The organism is Aquaspirillum soli (genome assembly GCF_054781915.1).
In genome coordinates, this window is the sequence record NZ_BAAGTM010000005.1 from 131,642 (window position 1) to 150,110 (window position 18,469).

Sequence of the window (18,469 nt, forward strand, 5' to 3'; positions counted from 1 at the left end):
AAGGGGGACAAAATCAGTGTTGCAAAATCTTTGCGAGGAATTGCTTCGCACGATCGGAACGGGCATCGACATTGCCAAAAAATTCTTCTTTATGGCAATCCTCAACAATTTGCCCACGATCCATAAAGATCACACGGTTTGCCACTTTGCGGGCAAACCCCATTTCGTGGGTGACACACATCATCGTCATGCCTTCTTGAGCCAACTGCACCATGACATCCAACACTTCATTCACCATTTCGGGATCGAGTGCTGATGTGGGTTCATCGAATAGCATCACGATGGGATCCATCGCTAGGGCTCGTGCAATCGCCACCCGTTGTTGTTGACCACCAGAGAGCTGACCAGGGTATTTATGTGCATGTGCCTTCAAGCCAACGCGGTCGAGCAGTTTTAAGCCTTTATCTGTAGCTTCTTCTTTGCTACGACGCAACACCTTCATTTGGGCAATGGTCAGGTTTTCGGTAATCGACAGGTGAGGGAACAGTTCGAAATGTTGGAACACCATCCCCACTCGTGAGCGCAGTTTTGGCAAATCGGTTTTGGGATCGGCAATCGATGTGCCGTCGACCACAATATCACCCTTCTGAAAGGGTTCTAGTGCATTCACACATTTAATCAAGGTCGATTTACCAGAACCCGACGGGCCACAGACCACCACCACCTCGCCTTTTTTGACTTCGGTTGTGCAATCGGTCAAGACTTGAAATTCGCCATACCACTTGCTGACATTTTTAATCGAGATCATACCGTTAACCTTTTTTGCAAACGCTTAACCAATAACGAGGCGGAGAAGCTGATGGTGAAATACACCAGACCGGCAAAAATCAGGAACTCATGCGGCTGGCCGATAATATCGCCCCGTGAACGGGCGGCGTTCAAGAAGTCCATCAAACCGACGGCGTACACTAACGAGGTGTCTTGGAACAAAATAATGCTTTGTTGTAACAACAACGGCGTCATCTTACGGAATGCTTGAGGCAGAATAATCAGCCGCATGACTTGGCCGTAATTCATCCCTAAAGCATAAGCAGCGCCCATCTGTCCTTTGGGAATTGATTGAATCCCTGCTCGCACAATTTCACAGAAATAGGCAGCTTCAAACATCATGAAAGCCACTAAACACGAGGTGAATGCACCAATCGGCATGTCTTCACCTGTGATCCAGCGCAAGACAAACGGCACGGCAAAATAGAACCACGTAATCACCAACAGCAACGGGATCGAACGGAAATAGTTCACATAGGCACCGGCCAATCTCGAGAGCAGAGGATTGTGCGACAAGCGCATCAAAGCCAAGACTGTCCCCAATGCCACCCCACCGATCACGCCCAATACCAACAACTTGAGCGTCATCGCCATCCCTTCCCACATCCCGGGAAGGGCGGGAATAATTGCACTAAAGTCCATTATTTACCTCCCACCGAAATCAGGCCTGGAACGGCTACTTTCTTTTCTACCCAGCGCATCAACAGCATCAAGCTCATATTGAGAGTGAAGTAGATAATCGTTGCTAAGGTAAAGGCTTCAAACAAATTGGCAGTAAATTCAGCAGTTTGTTTGGTCTGTGCCAACAGCTCCATCAAGCCAATCAACGAGGCAACCGAAGAGTTTTTGAAGATATTCAGGAACTCGGAGGTCAGCGGTGGAATGATGATGCGGAAAGCCTGCGGTAACAGAATTTGCGAATAGATTTGAGGTAATTTGAACCCTAAAGCATAGCCTGCGGCAGCTTGGCCTTTAGGCAGCGCTTGAATACCGGTCCGGACTTGTTCACAGACACGAGCAGCGGTAAATAATCCCAAACAGACAACGACGCTCAGATAGGCTGAAGTAGCAGGGTTTAAATCTTGTTTAAACCACATCTCGATCGGTTCGGGTAACAGATCGGGGATTAAGAAATACCAGATAAACAGTTGTACCAACAACGGTACATTACGGAAAAGCTCGACATAGGCTGTGGCCAAGCCAGACAGCCAGCGGTTTGGTACAGTACGCAATACCCCCAATACCGAGCCCAAGAATAAAGCGATTAACCAGCCGATCAACGCAACGGCAATGGTCCAGCCCAAGCCAGAAATAAACCAATCAAGATAAATTTCTTGACCAATTCCAGTGGACTTAAAGAAAACACCCCAGTCCCAGTTGTAATCCATCGACATCCCCTTTTCATGCAGAAACCGGCATTGCACAACATGGCATACCGGTACGCCCTACTGACAACAAGGGGACGAGCCCCTTGTTGTTTATAAACCAACTGGCTTACATTTGTTCGGCAGATTTGTCGGTTGGCTTGGCGATCAGTTGTTTCAACTCATCGCTCATTGGGAAGTTCAGGTTCAGGCCTTTAGGTGGGATGGGCTGTTGGAACCACTTGTTATAAATCTTGTTGATTTCACCTGATTTGTAAGTGGCAACGATGGCATCATCCACCACTTTCTTAAAGGCAGCATCGCCCTTACGCACCATACATCCGTAGATTTCAAACGATTGTGGCTTACCGGTGACGACCCAGTCAGCAGGGTTTTTCGCCTTCGCCATTTCACCGTATAACAGTGCATCGTCCATCATAAAGGCGGCAGCACGGCCCGATTCCAGCATCAAGAACGATTCACCGTGATCTTTTGCGCTGATGATGTTCATGCCCAACTGTTTCTCCACATTCATGGCTTTCAACAGTCGCTCAGAGGTGGTGCCAGCGGTGGTAACAACGTTTTTACCCTTCAGATCAGGGAAATCGTTGATACCAGAGGTTTTCTTGGTCAGCAAACGGGTACCGATTTCAAAAATCCCTACCGAGAAGTCAACTTGTTTCTGACGCTCAAGGTTATTGGTTGTCGAACCGCATTCGAGGTCAACGGTGCCATTTTGCACCAGTGGAATACGGGTTTGAGAGGTGACCAGATTGTATTTGACTTTCAAGCTAGGCAGTTTCAGCTCTTTTTTCAGTGCTTCAACCACTTTCAGTTGCAAGTCGTGAGAATACCCAATCGGCTGGGAAGGATCGTTACCGAGGTAGGAGAATGGAATCGAGGCATCGCGATGACCCAAGACGACAGTGCCCGAGTCTTTGATTTTTTTCAGCGTGCCGGTTAATTCTGCTGCAAAAACCGGCGTCGATAATAGGGCAGCAGCGATAGCAGCCAAAGCGAAAGGGGTAGTACGCATGAAAGAAAGCTCCTCTTTTGTACGAAATAAGCCGATTGTTCTGAGTCAGGCTTTACCCGTCCAATAACGCAGAATCTGTGCCAATTTTGTAACAAACCACAAAAGAAGATAAAACACACAATAAAACAATATATTAAAGAGAGAAGGCTGTGATTCACTTCACAGTAGCCATCAAGCTAACAGTCGAAATTCCGAATTTACGTTTCGTTATCTGTTCGGAATTCCGAACGTTATCGTGTAGCAGACGCCGCCAACTGCGCTATGGCGTAGGCTGCGGCTGCCATGCCAAAACTGGCTGTTACCATCATGCTTGAACCAAAACCGGCACAGTTCAAGCCACTGGCAGTGGCACAGCTTTGGGTTGGATACCGCAAGACTTCGGTAGAATAGACACAGGGAACCCCAAACTTTTTCTTTATATCGCGGGGAAACCCATGATGTTTACGCAGTTGGGCGCGCAATTTGGCGGCAATCGGGTCTTGTGTCGTGCGGCTTAAATCATCAATACAAATTTTAGTTGGGTCAATTTGCCCACCGGCTGCGCCGCTGACAATCAAAGGCTGTCTTTGTCGTTGACACCATGCAATCAAGGCCACTTTAGCGCGGACACTGTCAATCGCATCCAACACAAAATCATAGCGTGGGGCCAAGTAGCGTTCTAAGTTATCGGCTTCGACAAAATCTTCAATTACATTCACGCGACATCCCGGATGAATCAGTGCAATTCGTTCTGCCATCGCCTGCACTTTCGGTTTCCCGAACTCGCCACTGACGGCATGCACTTGGCGATTTACATTCGACTCGGCAACATTATCCAGATCAATCAATGTTAATTCGCCGATACCCGTTCGCGCCAAGGCTTCAGCCACCCATGAACCTACCCCACCAATACCAATCACACAGCAATGTGCTGTGGTAAGACGCTGTTGCGCTGCTTCACCATATAAACGACCAATGCCGCCAAAGCGACGGTTGAGATCCGGTTCGGAGTAGTTTGTGGTTACCATGTTCGGCGAACACCTATACTAAAGGCATGACTGTTGACATCGAATAATTCGAGATTGGCATTTTGTCGACTGACTTCAATACTGCCTAACGCCTGCCAATGACGAGACAGAGGATAGCGATATTCTGCGCGAGCCGTCCAACGTTGGACTCGGCGAGCGAGGCCGTTGGCTAATAAGGGGCTATAGCTGCGATCATCGCGTTGTAAGCTGTAGTTCAAATCAGTATCCAATACACCACCAGCCAACGGCCAACTGGCTGCTGCACGCGCTTCAAGACGCCATTGGCCACCGCCGGCACGCCGGCGGGCGGCATCATCACGTCCCGCACGGAGGATAAAGCTGGTGCGCGCCTGATGATGACAGGAAAGCCCAACAGACAGCGCCGCAAAACGACCATCTAATTCTGGGGTTTGTGGATATTGCCGCCACTCACTGTCCCAACCCACCCGTGGCCGGCAGTCTGCCCATTGCCAATCTTGTGCCAACGAGATCCGCGCTGAACGGTAGAGTGTTTCGCCGTTGTAATGCAAAAAGCTGCTGCCAACAGACAATAAGGCATCCCCTAGTGTATTGGGATGAAGATAGGCCGCGACGGTATCAATTTGGGCATAGTCCACACCGCGTACACTCGGGCTATGACGTAGGCGCATATCACCGTAAAACAAGAGACTGCCGCCCGAATCCAAGGGGTGGGAAAGATCACCATTAAACTCTAGGCTGGCCGTGAGACCGCTTTGCCGGCGGTAACTTTCTGCCAATAACAGCGGTAAATTGCCATCAGGTAAGGTAAGTGTCAGTCGGTCAATACGTGGGGCGCTGGTTAAATTGCTGTCGTAGCCCAAACGAGAAGTTAGATAGGCACGACTGAGCCAAATATGCCCCAAGGCTTGATAGCGCGTTTGTAAAACTGACTCCAGATGGGGAGGGAGGTCAGGTCGAGCGAGGACTTCTTGTAATAACTGACGGGCGGCCCGTGTTTCACCTAAGCTGGTTAAAGCTTCGGCATAATCAATTTTTGCTACCATCAATTCTGGATTAAGCAATAACGCTCGCTCAAGCCGATCGGCAGCATCGTGTGGACGATTGAGAGCATTTAACAATGCACCATGCCATGCTAAATAATGCGCATCACGCTCACAACGCGCAGCATAAGCCGCCACCGCTTGTTCGCGTTGTTTAAGTTCTTCCCATGAATGGGCTGCAGGGACACCGACGCCATGAGGACAGGACAGACTTTCTGCATACAACAGAGGAGAAGAAAGAAGGACGAAAAAATTAATCAGCCAAAGCAGGCGCATAAACACAATGCGGATGTCGCAGTCCTTCGAGTAAGAAAAAGCCCTGCGAGACCACGCTGTTTGGGGTTAATCGCGCGGCCAGACCAGAACCAAGTAAAATGGGTTGTGCCAATTCTGGCGTGAGCATTTGTAGCCGTGCGGCTATCGTGACGGTTTGACCCAAAGCGGTGTGGGCGCGGCGCGTTGCCAGACCAAATGAACCGACTAGGGCTTCACCACTTTCAAGCCCCATCCCTAGTGCCAAAGGTTCGAGACCATATTGCTCCACCTCTGGCAACTCGGCTTCGACTGCAACCAACAAAGCACGAGCCGCAGCCAAGGCATGGATCGGATGATTGTCGCAACGAGAAGGCGCATTCCATACCGCCATGACGGCATCACCTTGGAATGCCTCTACCACACCGCCATAATTCTCTACGATACGAGTGGCACAAGTAAAGAAGTTATGCAGCAACGTCGCCGCTTCTTCTGGGGGACGATTCTCACAAAAAGCTGAGAAATTACGAATGTCAGCAAATAAAACAGTGATATCGCGGCGTTCGGCTTCGATGGTGCTAGAAGGTCGTTTGAGCGCCAATGTGTTGGCCACAGGTGCTGGTAGGTAACTGGTGAGGTTAGCAAATAAACGTTCACGTTCAAAACGAGTGCGCGCATATTCGACCAAAGTCAGCAATAACCCTGCGCTGATGGCAAACCCGGCAGGAAACACCCATCCTAACCACAGTTGTTGTTGTAACAGCAGATGAGCTTGAGCGAAGTAACACACCATCCCCAAACTTAAACCGGTCATTGGCAAAACGACCATTGCCGCCCGTCCACGCCAAGTAGACAGCGCCAACAGCATCAGCGCGATGGCCAATACAGCAATATGTTGTATGACCGAGGCACCACGCGGGGTATATGGTAAGCGTTGATCTAATAAAGCCGACAACCACTGGGCATGTACACCGACGCCACCCACTGCACCACCATGAGGCGTTGGTACAGCATCGCCGATACCAAATGCCGTTGCACCAATTAAGACCCAACTGCCACGCAGCAAGTCGTCTGGGACTTTGCCATGCAAAATATCAGCAGCAGAGACCGAAATAAACGACTCTGGGCTTAACAAATACGATAATCGAGCATTGCCCTGTGCATCTAGGGGCAGCCGCCATTCTGGGGCATCGGGGCTGGTGAGCCACTGCTCGGGTGAGAGCCAATCCTCTCCAGTAGACAAACTGAGCTGTGCCGGCAGTTTAGCACCGGCCAAAATGGCAGCGAGACCTAAGGCTGGATAGGCTTGGTTTTGGTAACAAACTAAAGCGGGTAGTTGCCGAATCATGCCATCTTGTGCAATGCGTGGTGTGATATGCCCGGCATTCACACCTTTTAACACCGCACTATTTGCCACATAACCCCGAGCCTGTGGCAAGGTGGCACATGGTGGCTGCCGTAACGCGCCTTGTAGCACACCGGCTTGGGCGGCAGCCCCTTGGTCAACTGCAAACACTTGCGCCAGAACCGAGGGGGTGCGTTGTAGCGTGGTGGCAAAAACATCATCGCCCTCTCGTGACTCAGGAAACACAATATCGTAGATGTGCAATGGGCTGCCAAGGTTGGTTAACTGTTGGCTTAATGCAGCCATCGTATCGCGTGACCAAGGCCAAGGGCCTACTTCGGCCAAACTTTTTTCATCAATGTCGACAATCACAAAGCGGCGTTCAACCTGATGTTCTGCACCAAGACGCCAAATCAAATCACCACCACGTTCTTCTAAATTACGAACGAGGTGGGGAAACCCATGCTGCACAAGCAGCATACACAGATAGGCCAGTAATAGCGCGGAAAAACGACCAAGCCAGCGTGCAAGTTGTTGCTGTCGAGACATGGAATTACCGTACCGGCTGACTTAATGTTGCAAAGGTTTCTGCGCTTTTTTGCAGCACTTCGGGCTTTTTCCACAGCGAGATGCCATCGAAACGACCTTGTTCGACCACGCGTTCAAAACGATAAGCAGCCTCGGTGCCGGCACCACCAATCGCCCCTGAAATAGCGCCATTCCCCGATGTACCAACAAATAAACCTTGTTCGTTAATATGACCTACTGAGAGGAAACCAACAGCCCCTGTCTCACGATGATGTAAGTTGAGTTGTGTGCTGTATTGGGCAGTATCGAAGTTAATCGATAGATTGCCCCCATCGACACGCGCTAATTGGGCTTGGTCGCTGCCACTTGGGCGGTATTCTGCAAAGGCGCCTTGTAGTGAAAACTCGGTTTTACCACCCCCAGTAGGAAAAATTGGCTGTTGCTTATCGCGCATTAAGGTGTAACGCAGATTACCCATCAGCGGGGTTCGGCCTTCCCTAACTTCGCCCAGAGGCACTGACACGATATCCCCTACACTGGCCTCACCTAGCCGCCCCCAAACCAAGGCAGGGCCACTAATAGGTTTGTCGGTGGGTTCTTTGGGTTTTAATACCACAGCGTTATCCAGTGATTGCGTAATCAATGGTTCAGCCAATGAGTCAGTACGACGATTGCTGGTATTGGTGTTGGCGGCTGTGGTGGTCGTGGTAGCGTTATTGCGTGTACTGGTTTCTGGTGCGCTAATCCCTTCGGGATTGAGTAAGTCATTCAATGGCACCAAACGGGGACTGAGTTGACGACGTTGTAACTCCAACATCACATTACCCATATCTGCGGCAAGCTGTTGTGCTGTTTGAGTGGCGCATGGGCCAAAGGCATCAGCACGACACCCCTCCCCCAAAGGCGCAACCACGATAGCCCCTGAATGAACCGCCGCACGCAGGCGCTCGCTATCAGCTTGGACCACAAAATCAGTCCCGCGTACGCCAATTGCCGCAATGGGGGTGTTTAAACGAAAACGATCTCGTGCCGCCTCGCCCCATTGGCCAGTAATCGACCGGACAGTGCCTTGTTCAAGCTTGAATTTAATCGCGGATTGTTCGCTGTTTTGTGCATTGTGCCGATAGTCTTCAATGACCAGACGGCTACCGGGCCGAACACTCACGAAAGCACCATCGACAAAACGAATATGGACATGGCCACCTTCGCTGGTTTCGATACGATCACCAACCTTGATACTCATACCACGGTTGAGAATTTGAGCTTGACCTTCGGCAGTGATCTGTTTGTTATTGCCGATGACTAAAGTGGCTTCTCCCACTGTTGAACCCGCCCAAACCGCATAGGGCGTTAAGGCAAGCAACAGACTTACGGTAAGCGGGGAAATTCGCGCAATCATGGCAGTGCCTCACAGCACAGGGACTATAACAGCCAGATTATGGCGTAACCGTAGGGAAAAAGATGTGACTGGGCGCACATCTTTGAAAAATGCCTTAAGCATGAATTACTTAAGAAAATTTTCTGTTATAGTCGCCCCATTTTTACGGCCGCCAGCTTGGCCCCTCAATGCCAGTTCACGTTAATTTTCTGCATCGTTTTGCCCTTCTTCGCGATTTGCCGGCGACCACGCTTGAGCATCTCGCGGCAAATATGACTTTGCAGTCGTTATCACGACGCGAGGTGGCGTTGTCACGGACTGAAGTTGGGCAGGGGTTGGGATTTTTGTTAGAAGGCCGTTTGCAAGGTGTTGATTTTACTGTTGATGGGCGCGAGGTGGGTTTGTACTTCGTTGAACAGGGAGACTATTTTGGTGAACTATCGGTTGTAGATGGTCAAGCAGGTGCCGAATTTGTGATTGCAGTGGCCAAGTCTCAGGTGCTATTTTTGCCACGCGATATTGCTCGCAGCTTTATTTTTGCTTCGCCAACAGTGGCAGAACAAATGATGTTGCGTTTAGCACAACGTGTGCGGGCAGTGACCGCGCAGCGCATCCTGTTATCGCTCCCCAACCCATTTCAACGCTTGTGTGCTCAACTTCTGCAACTGTCTGGTGAAGGTCAGCAAGCGGAAATCAGTCATCTTCCAACACAACAAGAGCTGGCGATCATGATTAACACCAGTCGTGAGACCGTCACTCGCTCCTTTCAGTTACTACAAACAAAACAAGTGGTCAGTCGTGAGGGTAATAGCCTCACGGTGCATGATGTTCGCTTTCTGCGCGAGATTGCAGAAGGTAAAATCGACCCCCCAAAAAATTAACTTTGACTGGCGCATTTCATGCCCTTGCCTGCACTTTCTTTTTTCTTGCCGTTTCGCCATCGTACCTTGGTCTGGCAATTTGCCCGTCGTGAAGTATTAGGGCGTTATCGTGGTTCCCTGTTAGGGATTGGGTGGTCGTTTATCACCCCATTATTGATGTTGGGAGTCTACACCTTTGTGTTTGTCGGTGTCTTTAAAGCACGCTGGCCGGGAGCGGAACAGGGTGGTGGATTGGAGTTTGCGCTACAAATTTTCACGGGCTTAATGGTATTCAACTTGTTTGCTGAAATTGCCAGCCGCGCACCACGACTGATTATTGAACAACCCAATCTGGTAAAAAAAGTGGTGTTTCCACTGGAAATTTTACCGTGGATTAGTGTGCTTTCTGGGCTGTTTCATCTTGTCCTCAGCTGTTTGATTTTATTAGCCGCAACACTGGTGCTGCGACAGCATATCCCTTTCACGGCACTGGCATTACCGTTTGTTTTGTTGCCTTTCTTACCCTTTTTATTGGGTTTAGGGTGGCTGTTCGCAGCACTTGGGGTGTTTGTACGGGATGTGGCACAGATGATGGGGCTGGCCGTGAATGTAGCGATGTTTCTTTCACCGGTGTTTTATTCAGCCAAGGCACTTTCAGCGCAGATGCAGTTTTGGATGCATCTCAATCCGTTGACACTCATTATTGAGAGCTTGCGCGCTATTCTGTTGCATCAACAATGGCCAGACTGGGCTGGCTTGGGCCTGTATAGTCTGATGGCCATGTTGTTCTGTATTGCCAGTGGTCTGTTTTTCCAAGCAACACGGAAGGGATTTGCTGATGTGCTCTGATATTGCTATCCGTGTGCAGGATTTAGGAAAACACTACCATATCTACCAAAAACCAGCCGACCGGCTAAAACAGATGCTGTTTGGGAAGCGTCGCCAATATTATCGCGAGTTTCACGCCCTCAGCCATATCAATTTTGAATTGAGAAAAGGTGAAGTGCTGGGTTTAGTGGGGCGTAATGGAGCAGGAAAATCCACCTTATTACAAATAATTTGTGGGACATTAACTCCAAGCCATGGCACCGTGGAAGTCAATGGTCGGGTTGCTGCTTTATTGGAATTAGGGGCGGGTTTTAACCCTGATTTTACTGGCAGAGAAAATGTCTATCTGAATGCCTCAGTGTTAGGTCTGTCTAAAGACGAAATCGATGCTCGCTACGACAGCATCGTTGAGTTTGCAGGCATTGGCGATTTTATTCATCAGCCGGTTAAAACTTACTCCAGCGGTATGTATGTTCGTTTGGCCTTTGCCATTGCGACCAGTGTGGATCCTGATATTTTGGTTGTTGATGAGGCATTGTCTGTCGGAGATGGTGCTTTTTCACGTAAATCATTTGATCGGATCATGAGTTTGCGAGAAAAAGGCGTGACTATCCTATTTTGTTCTCATTCGATGTATCAAATTGAGAGCATTTGTAATACGGCAATTTGGTTAGAAAAAGGTCAACAAAAAGCATTTGGCTCACCAGCCGCAATTGTCACCGATTATCAAGCGTCGTTGAATGACACTGCAACCGAGCAAAGTACCGACATCCCAATCGCAGCAAACGGACATGCACGCTTATCAAAGATTCGTTTGCTATGTGATGGTGTCGAAGGTAAGCAGCTCTCTGCCCGTAGTTTGCAATCGGACATTGTCTGTGAGGTGTCATTTCAATCCGACCCTAACCTGCCCGCGCCTGCTGTCGCCTTCACCATTGATAATGCCGAGTGGCGTATGGTTGCCAGTGCCTTGTCGTTAGAAGCGGGGGAAATCATACGGCAAGCGGATGGCTCAGCCACGGTGCAACTGCATCTCAAGGCGCTGCCTTTGTTAAAGGGGCGTTATAGTCTGAGTGTCTATTTAACTTGTGAACGCGGCTTACACTTTTATGACGCGATGCCGCACGAATTGGTATTAGATGTCACACAGAGCAGCACGGAACAAGGCATCTTCCACTTGCCACGGCAATGGCATCTGGCAGGGGCGGTCAAATGATTTCCGTCCTTATTGTTAACTATCATTGCGCTACCTTGACCTCTCGTGCGGTGTCTAGCGTACTCCGTGAATGTCCGTCTGCCGAAGTGATTGTGGTAGACAACAGTGAATCGCCAGAGGAAGCCGAACGATTACGTCAGGCGCTGTCTGCCAATTGCCGTCTTATTATTGCTGAGCGCAATCTCGGTTTTGGTCGTGGTTGTAATCTGGCTTATCAAGCTGCAACACAAGATGTCATTTTTTTGCTGAACCCAGATGCCTTAGTATTGCCTGAAGCTCTACAACAACTTCATCATTTCTTATTACAGACTCCCGACGCGGGTGCTGTTTCTCCGATCAGTTATTGGGATCAAGCACAACGTTGGCTTCTTCCCCCCGGCCAAGCAGTCAGTCCACGCACAGAATATGCAATGCAAAAAGCATTGGCCGATCAAAAACAAGGCCAAATTGCCAGCTATCAATGCCGACAACAAGCTTGTGCTGCACTCTACACAACCGCTGCGGTGCCGCAAACCATGTTGTCTGGTGCCCACCTGATGTTGACTCGAGCGGTCATTGATCGTCTCGGTGGTTTGTTTGATGAAGCTATTTTTATGTATTACGAAGATACGGACTTATGCCGCCGTATCGAAGCCTTAGGTTTAACGCTCTATCTCTTACCGACCGCACAAGTGGTACATGAATGGCAGGCTGCACCGAGCAAAATGGCACTGAGTCAAGCCAGCCACCGCTACTATCTGACAAAACACTTTGCTGATGATTATCAACAATATAAGTGGCGTTTGGCACAGCCATCTGAACCCAGACTGCCGACAGCGACTGAGCTAGGGTCATGTTCACAACCGCCGCAGTGGCCAGTACCGGAAGCATGGCAAGATGATTGGTTGCTGGAACTGAGTCCACATCCTTTGTTTATCCCAGCCGCTTATCAGCGTGGACAAGGCAGCATTGCGACAGTCAGCAACGAGGTTTGGCAATGTTTAGGCAGTGGCCGCTACTGGGCACGACTCAGCCCTTTCTCTGCGACAGATCTTTGTGAAAGCCAACGGTTTCAGTGGGATAAGCCTCTTGTCGAACAAGCCGCCTATTCAACTTTACTGCAACCGTTACATGATCTTTCTCAACAGTTTGCTGCACAACACACACTCAGCGCCTCACAGCTATCGCCACAACATCAGCCGTTAGCAGAACGTTTTGGTTGGATGTGGGACAGCGATCAGGCTTGCTGGAAAAAACAGCGGCAGCCACGCTGGTCGTTAGCATGGGCAGAACAAGGTAAAAATGAACAGGCTTGGGCAAGTTTGTTTACTGCGGCTTTTGGCTATGTGATGCCCGAAGCTCAACGGCAGTGGAAATATGCCCATGCCAATCCCTTTGGAGTCGCCGTGTTTCGTGAAGAGACAATGGTGGCTTTTTACGGTGGTATGCCGCGTGCGATTCGCTATTTTGGACAACCTAGCCGAGCAGTACAAATTGGGGATGTGATGGTCCATCCCACTGAACGGGGGGTGTTAACTAAGAATGGCCCGTTCCAGCTCGCTGCTGCCACCTTTTTGGAATATCAAATTGGTTATGGCAAACCCCACTTATTGGGATTTGGTTTTCCCGAAAGTAAGGCTTTAAAACTGGCAACACGGTTAGGCCTGTATGCACAAGTCGATCAGATGGTGGCGTTACATTGGCCGCCTGCTGCCAGACGATGGAGCCCACGTGTTTACGCTCGTCCGATCACCCCAAACGAGGCAGGCATTGTCAACACGCTCTGGGAGGACATGGCAGCCGCTTTTCAGAACAGCATTATTGGGGTGCGTGATTGGGCTTTTATTGCACATCGTTATTTAGCACATCCTACGGTTTCTTATCAGTTATTGTTGGTACGTCGCCGCTGGCGACATCAGCCTTTGGCCGTCGTCATATTGCGTGATCGACCTCAGGAAGAGGCGGTAGAATTGGTGGACATGATTGCCACGCCCGAACATTTTTCCATCGCAGTGGGGGTGGCCCGCCGTTTTGCTTTGCGGGCTGGCCGAAAAAAATTATTTGCCTGGCTCACTCAAAGTCATGCACCCGCTGTTGCAACCGCTACTGCCGCAACGTGCCACCCGCTCGATATTGTCATTCCCACCAACATTTGGTCACCTGGCCCAGACGTTACCACCCTTGAAAATCATTGGTGGTTAATGGCTGGCGATACGGATTTTCGCTAATGCAGTCTTCATCCCGTTTGTTAATGGTGACGCGTGAACATTTGGCCGATCGTCGCTATGGTCTTGGGCGCAGTATCACCCCCATTCAAACTGCACTCGAGCAACAAGGTTGGCATGTGCGTTACCTGTGTCAACACGATTTAACCGCTGCCGATCTAGCAAAACGTCAGCGATATCTACGCTATTTCAATCATGTCCCGTTATTGCGACACCACATGGGTCGGCGCTTGATGTTGGGTGCTTGGGCGGAACGGCTGCAGATGGGGTGGCTAGCTGCTGAAATTGCCCACAAAGAACAATATCGCTTTGTCCATCTGCACGATCCTTGGCTAGCCACAGGCTTTGCATGGGCCTATCGGCGACTGGGATTAAAGGGGGTTTATTGGGGAGTGACTCAACATGGATTTGGCTGTTATAGCCGTGCCACTCACGATGATGGTTTAATTCAAGGACCACGTGCACAGCGTTGGTTACGCCGCCTTGAGGCACGCACTTTAGACGCTGCTCACTGGGTTGTCGCACCCACCCAACTTTCGTTAGAACAACTTGCGCGCGATTTGGCGTTGCCTTCCATTCCTCACCACTGGTATGCCATTCCCCATGCCCGACCAGAATTGTCAGTGCCTAGCCGAGATGACGCACGCCAGCAGTTGCAATGGGACAAAGGGGCGTTTTATGTCTTAGCAGTTGGCCGAATAGTGCCATTAAAACGATTTGATTTATTAGTCACAGCCTGTGCCGCACTCGCTGCACGCTACCCACAGTTGCGATTGTGTATTCTAGGTGAGGGACACCGAGATCACCTATACGCACAAGCGAGTGCGGCTGGTTTTGCTGATCGACTGTTTTGTTTAAGTACTGAAGACGTCAGCCCTTATCTTGCCGCTGCTGATTTATATATCAGCACGTCTGCCACAGAATCATTTGGCTTAGCCAACTTAGAGGCTTTAGTCGCCGGCACTGCCAGCTTGTGTACGGCCGTAGGCGGTGTGCCTGAGGTGGTGGGAGCTGGTGCACAACTGATTCATGGTGAGCAAACCGTTCTACAACAAGCTATCGAAGGTTTTTTACAACAGCCAACACACTTAGCGTATTGGCAACAATGTGCCAAACAACACGCTCAACAGTGGCCAGATAAACAACAAATAGGAGCCGCCTATGCTGCGCTTTATCAAACGGTGGCAGCAAACCATTCCTCCACCACTTAGCGAGTTGACCTTATGTCCCCTGCCACGTCCCTTAGCACTCGACGCGGCAAAAAAAGTGCTGGTTTTTGCGCCGCATCCTGATGATGAAAGCCTTGGGTGTGGTGGCACACTGGCTCGCTTAGCACAACATTGCCCTGTAAAGGTGGTGTTAGTGACCGACGGCAGCGGTGCAGGTGGATTGCCCGCAGGTAGCGATCTTATTCGTCAACAAGAGTTTATTTCTGCATTGGCCCATCTCGGTATCACCGATTATCTGCTCTTACAGCAACCAGATGGCGCATTCGAAGCTACGGCAGAAGTGATGACTCATCTTGATCAAATCTTGCGTGACTATCAGCCAAACTGGGTGTTTCTGCCATCACCTTTGGATTATCACCGCGATCACGTCAAACTCAGCCATGCCTTATCGGGGCTGTGTCAGCGTGTAAAAAGCATTGAGACCTTGCTTTTTTATGAAATTTGGGCGCCATTGCCGGCGAGTCACGTGGTTGACATCAGTGCTGTAGTAGAGCAAAAACGACAGGCACTACAAGCACATGCAACAGCCATGGCTTGTGCAGATTATGAAGAAGCGATGTTGGGATTAAACCGTTATCGTGGCTTATACCTCGGCAAAGGAAAACTTGCCGAGGCATTTTATGTTGAGAGCTTGCCCTTCTCCACCGATTTAATAAAACAGATTCAACAAATTGGCTTATCTTTACTGCGTAAAATCCGTTTTTAATTGTGCGACTTCTTGTAATTTTTGTTCAATTTGTGGCCGAGAAAAGGCGTGCAACCCATTCTCACGCCAAATATATTCATCATAAATCAGCAGACCATTTTCGTGATAAAAGCTCGCCACACTCTTTAACATCATTTTTGGGTGATAACGGTCACGTAAATACTGCTCTTTCATTTCTGCTTTTGGTTGAAAGGTAATGTGGTCGTGCCATACTAATGCCCCAGGTGCATTTAATAGGCGCAAGCCACGTTTTTTCAGAGCAAACGACACGCCAGCATCCTCAAAGGTATTAGGATAACCATCATGTAAGTATTCTTTGATATTTAACGTGAACAGCGTTGCACCAATTGGACACCAATCAACTTGGCGGAATTGGCAAGAAGGCAGTGCCTCAAACGACTCACCACGATCAAATAACGCTAAATCAATCACATCGCGTTGATTTTGATGTGATAAAACTCTCCCACCACTAAATTGTAATTTCCCATCAGGGAATACTACTCTACAGCATACTGCGCCGACATCATCATAAGCATGAGCACGCAGTAATAATTCCTCTAACCAACCTGGTTCAGGAATTTCATCATTGTCAAAAATAATAAACCAATCACCACTTGCATATTCAAGAGCTTGACGTCGTCCTTGGGCTGGGCCTAGATTACGATCACCATAATGCACTTTTAGCTGAGGAAATTTTCCATCAATATGCTCACGAATAAAATCCACAGTTTCAGCTGTAGAGCCATTATCATATAAGATAATTTCATGTGGAATAGTTACCGTCTCGGTTAATCCCTGAATCGCTTTAAGGGTTTGGGTATGCTTACCGTAGGAAAGCATAATAAATGAAATAAAATGTTCAAATTTACCGTGGCGGATGTTTTCACGTAGACGGGCTTCATTTTGAATTAACTGAGTTAAGCGATCTTGCTTACGTTTTTGGGTTTGTGTGGTTTGTTGGCCATGTAAACGATGGAAATACAGGAAATCTGGTACATGAACAAAACTGCTCGAAGGATAATGAAAGGCAATCCGCATCAGCATTTCATAATCTTGTGCAGAGTCAAACCGTGGATCAAATAAGCCAACCCGAGAAAAAGCATCACGCCGAATAAGCTTCAAATGTGTGGCATACATCGCCCGCAAATTTTCGGCAAAATAATCCTGACGAGGCAAACTCATAAAGTGAATACGGTTGATTTCTTGGTCATTTTCATCAACATTCACACGACCAGTGTGTAAATATACCGTATCATCACGCCATGCCTGTATACAGCAGGAAATAGCGTTAGCAGGGAGATAATCATCGCAATCTAAAAAGGCAATAATATCGCCTTGGGTTCTCATTAACGCTTCATTTTGAGCACGACAAATACCAACATTTTCACTGAGATGGTGGATTTGTAATCGCGGCTCACCTTCTAAGCGTTGTAAAATACGTCCCACCTCAGGATCGGGTGAAGCGTCATTCACCACCACGACTTCTAAATTCTCCCAATCTTGCGCCAAAGCACTGCGAATACATTTTTCAATATAATTTGCGTGGTTATAAACAGGGATAATAATGCTAACTAAAGGTTGTTTACCTAATGGACGGTAAACACGCAACCCGGTATTGACTGGTGGCGTATCTGTTTGTGAATACACCATTAGGGTGTTACGAACCTGTCTTTTAACATCAGCTGGAATCCACGCAATCAAACGTGAGAAAGCAGGATTGCGATAGATATCTGTTGCTATATCTAATACAGTTCGAGCAACATAGGTTCGAAGTTTTTTAATCGTCTTTTGCACTTCAAATTGACGTATCTTATTTGCTGTAGTCCGTAACGGCTCTGTTAATCGCCATGATCGGCTATTTTCATAAAACTGTTTTTGCTGTTCTAATTTAGCACTTAAATCAGCAATATTTTTTTCTAAAATTTTGACATAGCGTGCATAACCAAATAAATCTTGTAGTTGTTGTGCCGTCCAACGCTGTCGCCACTTAGTAATAATCTGTTGTAAGGCTTGTTCGGCTTGTTCAGCACGATCAATTTTGACCCCAGCGCCCGACTGACCATGAATACGATAGACAGCAGAAACACCTGGTACATGAATAAAGTGCTGAACACTCAAACACTGTAGCCAAAAATCCCAATCTTCAAATAAATCAAACGCAGGATCAAAAAGAATATTCTTTTGTCGAATTTTTTTGCAATCGAATAACACCGCGTGGATTGGAATATAGTTCTCAATCAACAATCTTGTTGGGTTGAAGGGCTCGTCAAATACTCTCACTTCTTGACCATTATTCTCAACACAACGGATACCGCTATATATCCAAGATTCAGGATGGGCAAGTTGGGCAGTGACTAGTTTTTCAATATGTTCTGGGAGGAACCAGTCATCATCATCCAGAAAAATACCATATTGGCCTGTTGCGTTTTCAAGCAACAGATTAGCTGCTACGCAGCGCTGCAAAGGGGTGTCACTGTCAATAATTTCTAGTGAAAAAGGAAAATCTTCTGGGATATATTGATCCAGAGGGCGCACACCTCCTCCAGCGTCAACAATCAACACTTCTATTGTTTGATAATGTTGTTGGGCAATTGACTCTAGCGCCTGCGTTAATTCTGGGCGACCTGTGCTACGAATCAAAACGCTGACAAGCGGTGTTTCTGGTTTCATTATGAGCGAAATTAAAAATTAAAAAATAACACGAAGCCAATTGAGCTTTTGACAAT

General features: G+C 48.5%; 15 protein-coding genes. 6 read left to right on the plus strand and 9 right to left on the minus strand.

The window, feature by feature from the left end; genetic code table 11:
- Window positions 1-13: 13 nt before the first annotated feature.
- The 8 genes from ACYVJG_RS07005 to ACYVJG_RS07040 all read right to left on the minus strand — a co-directional run bounded on the left by ACYVJG_RS07005 (window position 14) and on the right by ACYVJG_RS07040 (window position 8,721).
- The gene (locus tag ACYVJG_RS07005; protein ID WP_460430416.1) at window positions 14-748 is read right to left on the minus strand and encodes an amino acid ABC transporter ATP-binding protein; all 735 of its coding nucleotides are present in this window, start codon (window positions 746-748) and stop codon (window positions 14-16) included.
- Entirely contained in the window at window positions 745-1,410 is a 666-nt protein-coding gene (locus ACYVJG_RS07010) for an amino acid ABC transporter permease (RefSeq protein ID WP_460430417.1), read from the minus strand. Before ACYVJG_RS07010 ends, ACYVJG_RS07005 begins: the two co-directional genes overlap by 4 nt.
- Entirely contained in the window at window positions 1,410-2,156 is a 747-nt protein-coding gene (locus ACYVJG_RS07015; RefSeq protein WP_460430418.1) for an amino acid ABC transporter permease, read from the minus strand. Before ACYVJG_RS07015 ends, ACYVJG_RS07010 begins: the two co-directional genes overlap by 1 nt.
- Window positions 2,157-2,262: 106 nt before the next feature.
- Window positions 2,263-3,168 (minus strand): glutamate/aspartate ABC transporter substrate-binding protein, encoded by a 906-nt coding sequence (locus tag ACYVJG_RS07020; RefSeq protein WP_460430419.1) that lies wholly within the window; start codon window positions 3,166-3,168, stop codon window positions 2,263-2,265.
- Window positions 3,169-3,398: 230 nt separating this feature from the next.
- Window positions 3,399-4,175, minus strand: a complete 777-nt coding sequence (gene tcdA, locus ACYVJG_RS07025) for a tRNA cyclic N6-threonylcarbamoyladenosine(37) synthase TcdA (RefSeq protein WP_460430420.1) — start codon at window positions 4,173-4,175, stop codon at window positions 3,399-3,401.
- Window positions 4,169-5,473, minus strand: a complete 1,305-nt coding sequence (locus tag ACYVJG_RS07030; protein ID WP_460430421.1) for a tetratricopeptide repeat protein — start codon at window positions 5,471-5,473, stop codon at window positions 4,169-4,171. Before ACYVJG_RS07030 ends, tcdA begins: the two co-directional genes overlap by 7 nt.
- Window positions 5,451-7,343: a CHASE2 domain-containing protein gene (locus ACYVJG_RS07035; RefSeq protein ID WP_460430422.1), complete on the minus strand. Its 1,893-nt coding sequence runs from the start codon at window positions 7,341-7,343 to the stop codon at window positions 5,451-5,453. Before ACYVJG_RS07035 ends, ACYVJG_RS07030 begins: the two co-directional genes overlap by 23 nt.
- A 4-nt stretch (window positions 7,344-7,347) precedes the next feature.
- Window positions 7,348-8,721, minus strand: a complete 1,374-nt coding sequence (locus ACYVJG_RS07040; protein ID WP_460430423.1) for a FecR family protein — start codon at window positions 8,719-8,721, stop codon at window positions 7,348-7,350.
- 167 nt (window positions 8,722-8,888) lie between these two features.
- Between ACYVJG_RS07040 and ACYVJG_RS07045 the strand changes: the two genes are divergently transcribed.
- The 6 genes from ACYVJG_RS07045 to ACYVJG_RS07070 are packed head-to-tail and all read left to right on the plus strand — an operon-like array spanning window position 8,889 to window position 15,743.
- Window positions 8,889-9,581 (plus strand): Crp/Fnr family transcriptional regulator, encoded by a 693-nt coding sequence (locus ACYVJG_RS07045; protein ID WP_460430424.1) that lies wholly within the window; start codon window positions 8,889-8,891, stop codon window positions 9,579-9,581.
- Between the two features lie 18 nt (window positions 9,582-9,599).
- On the plus strand, window positions 9,600-10,409 hold the full coding sequence (locus ACYVJG_RS07050; RefSeq protein ID WP_460430425.1) for an ABC transporter permease: 810 nt from the start codon (window positions 9,600-9,602) through the stop codon (window positions 10,407-10,409).
- Entirely contained in the window at window positions 10,399-11,604 is a 1,206-nt protein-coding gene (locus ACYVJG_RS07055) for an ABC transporter ATP-binding protein (protein WP_460430426.1), read from the plus strand. The genes ACYVJG_RS07050 and ACYVJG_RS07055 overlap by 11 nt, the downstream gene beginning before the upstream one ends.
- Window positions 11,601-13,811 (plus strand): GNAT family N-acetyltransferase, encoded by a 2,211-nt coding sequence (locus ACYVJG_RS07060; protein ID WP_460430427.1) that lies wholly within the window; start codon window positions 11,601-11,603, stop codon window positions 13,809-13,811. The genes ACYVJG_RS07055 and ACYVJG_RS07060 overlap by 4 nt, the downstream gene beginning before the upstream one ends.
- Entirely contained in the window at window positions 13,811-15,019 is a 1,209-nt protein-coding gene (locus ACYVJG_RS07065; RefSeq protein ID WP_460430428.1) for a glycosyltransferase family 4 protein, read from the plus strand. The genes ACYVJG_RS07060 and ACYVJG_RS07065 overlap by 1 nt, the downstream gene beginning before the upstream one ends.
- Window positions 14,970-15,743 carry a PIG-L deacetylase family protein gene (locus ACYVJG_RS07070; RefSeq protein WP_460430429.1) on the plus strand — a complete coding sequence of 258 codons (774 nt, stop codon included), beginning with the start codon at window positions 14,970-14,972 and terminating at the stop codon, window positions 15,741-15,743. The genes ACYVJG_RS07065 and ACYVJG_RS07070 overlap by 50 nt, the downstream gene beginning before the upstream one ends.
- Here ACYVJG_RS07070 and ACYVJG_RS07075 read toward each other — a convergent pair.
- Window positions 15,720-18,413 carry a glycosyltransferase gene (locus ACYVJG_RS07075; RefSeq protein WP_460430430.1) on the minus strand — a complete coding sequence of 898 codons (2,694 nt, stop codon included), beginning with the start codon at window positions 18,411-18,413 and terminating at the stop codon, window positions 15,720-15,722. The two genes, ACYVJG_RS07070 and ACYVJG_RS07075, sit on opposite strands and share 24 nt — an antisense overlap.
- Window positions 18,414-18,469 lie beyond the last annotated feature (56 nt).

Bases quoted from the DNA above. Each gene is read 5' to 3' on its own strand.
- ACYVJG_RS07005 (WP_460430416.1), bottom strand. From the start codon at position 748: ATGATCTCGATTAAAAATGTCAGCAAGTGGTATGGCGAATTTCAAGTC.
- ACYVJG_RS07010 (WP_460430417.1), bottom strand. From the start codon at position 1,410: ATGGACTTTAGTGCAATTATTCCCGCCCTTCCCGGGATGTGGGAAGGG.
- ACYVJG_RS07015 (WP_460430418.1), bottom strand. From the start codon at position 2,156: ATGGATTACAACTGGGACTGGGGTGTTTTCTTTAAGTCCACTGGAATT.
- ACYVJG_RS07020 (WP_460430419.1), bottom strand. From the start codon at position 3,168: ATGCGTACTACCCCTTTCGCTTTGGCTGCTATCGCTGCTGCCCTATTA.
- tcdA (WP_460430420.1), bottom strand. From the start codon at position 4,175: ATGGTAACCACAAACTACTCCGAACCGGATCTCAACCGTCGCTTTGGC.
- ACYVJG_RS07030 (WP_460430421.1), bottom strand. From the start codon at position 5,473: ATGCGCCTGCTTTGGCTGATTAATTTTTTCGTCCTTCTTTCTTCTCCT.
- ACYVJG_RS07035 (WP_460430422.1), bottom strand. From the start codon at position 7,343: ATGTCTCGACAGCAACAACTTGCACGCTGGCTTGGTCGTTTTTCCGCG.
- ACYVJG_RS07040 (WP_460430423.1), bottom strand. From the start codon at position 8,721: ATGATTGCGCGAATTTCCCCGCTTACCGTAAGTCTGTTGCTTGCCTTA.
- ACYVJG_RS07045 (WP_460430424.1), top strand. From the start codon at position 8,889: ATGCCAGTTCACGTTAATTTTCTGCATCGTTTTGCCCTTCTTCGCGAT.
- ACYVJG_RS07050 (WP_460430425.1), top strand. From the start codon at position 9,600: ATGCCCTTGCCTGCACTTTCTTTTTTCTTGCCGTTTCGCCATCGTACC.
- ACYVJG_RS07055 (WP_460430426.1), top strand. From the start codon at position 10,399: ATGTGCTCTGATATTGCTATCCGTGTGCAGGATTTAGGAAAACACTAC.
- ACYVJG_RS07060 (WP_460430427.1), top strand. From the start codon at position 11,601: ATGATTTCCGTCCTTATTGTTAACTATCATTGCGCTACCTTGACCTCT.
- ACYVJG_RS07065 (WP_460430428.1), top strand. From the start codon at position 13,811: ATGCAGTCTTCATCCCGTTTGTTAATGGTGACGCGTGAACATTTGGCC.
- ACYVJG_RS07070 (WP_460430429.1), top strand. From the start codon at position 14,970: ATGCTGCGCTTTATCAAACGGTGGCAGCAAACCATTCCTCCACCACTT.
- ACYVJG_RS07075 (WP_460430430.1), bottom strand. From the start codon at position 18,413: ATGAAACCAGAAACACCGCTTGTCAGCGTTTTGATTCGTAGCACAGGT.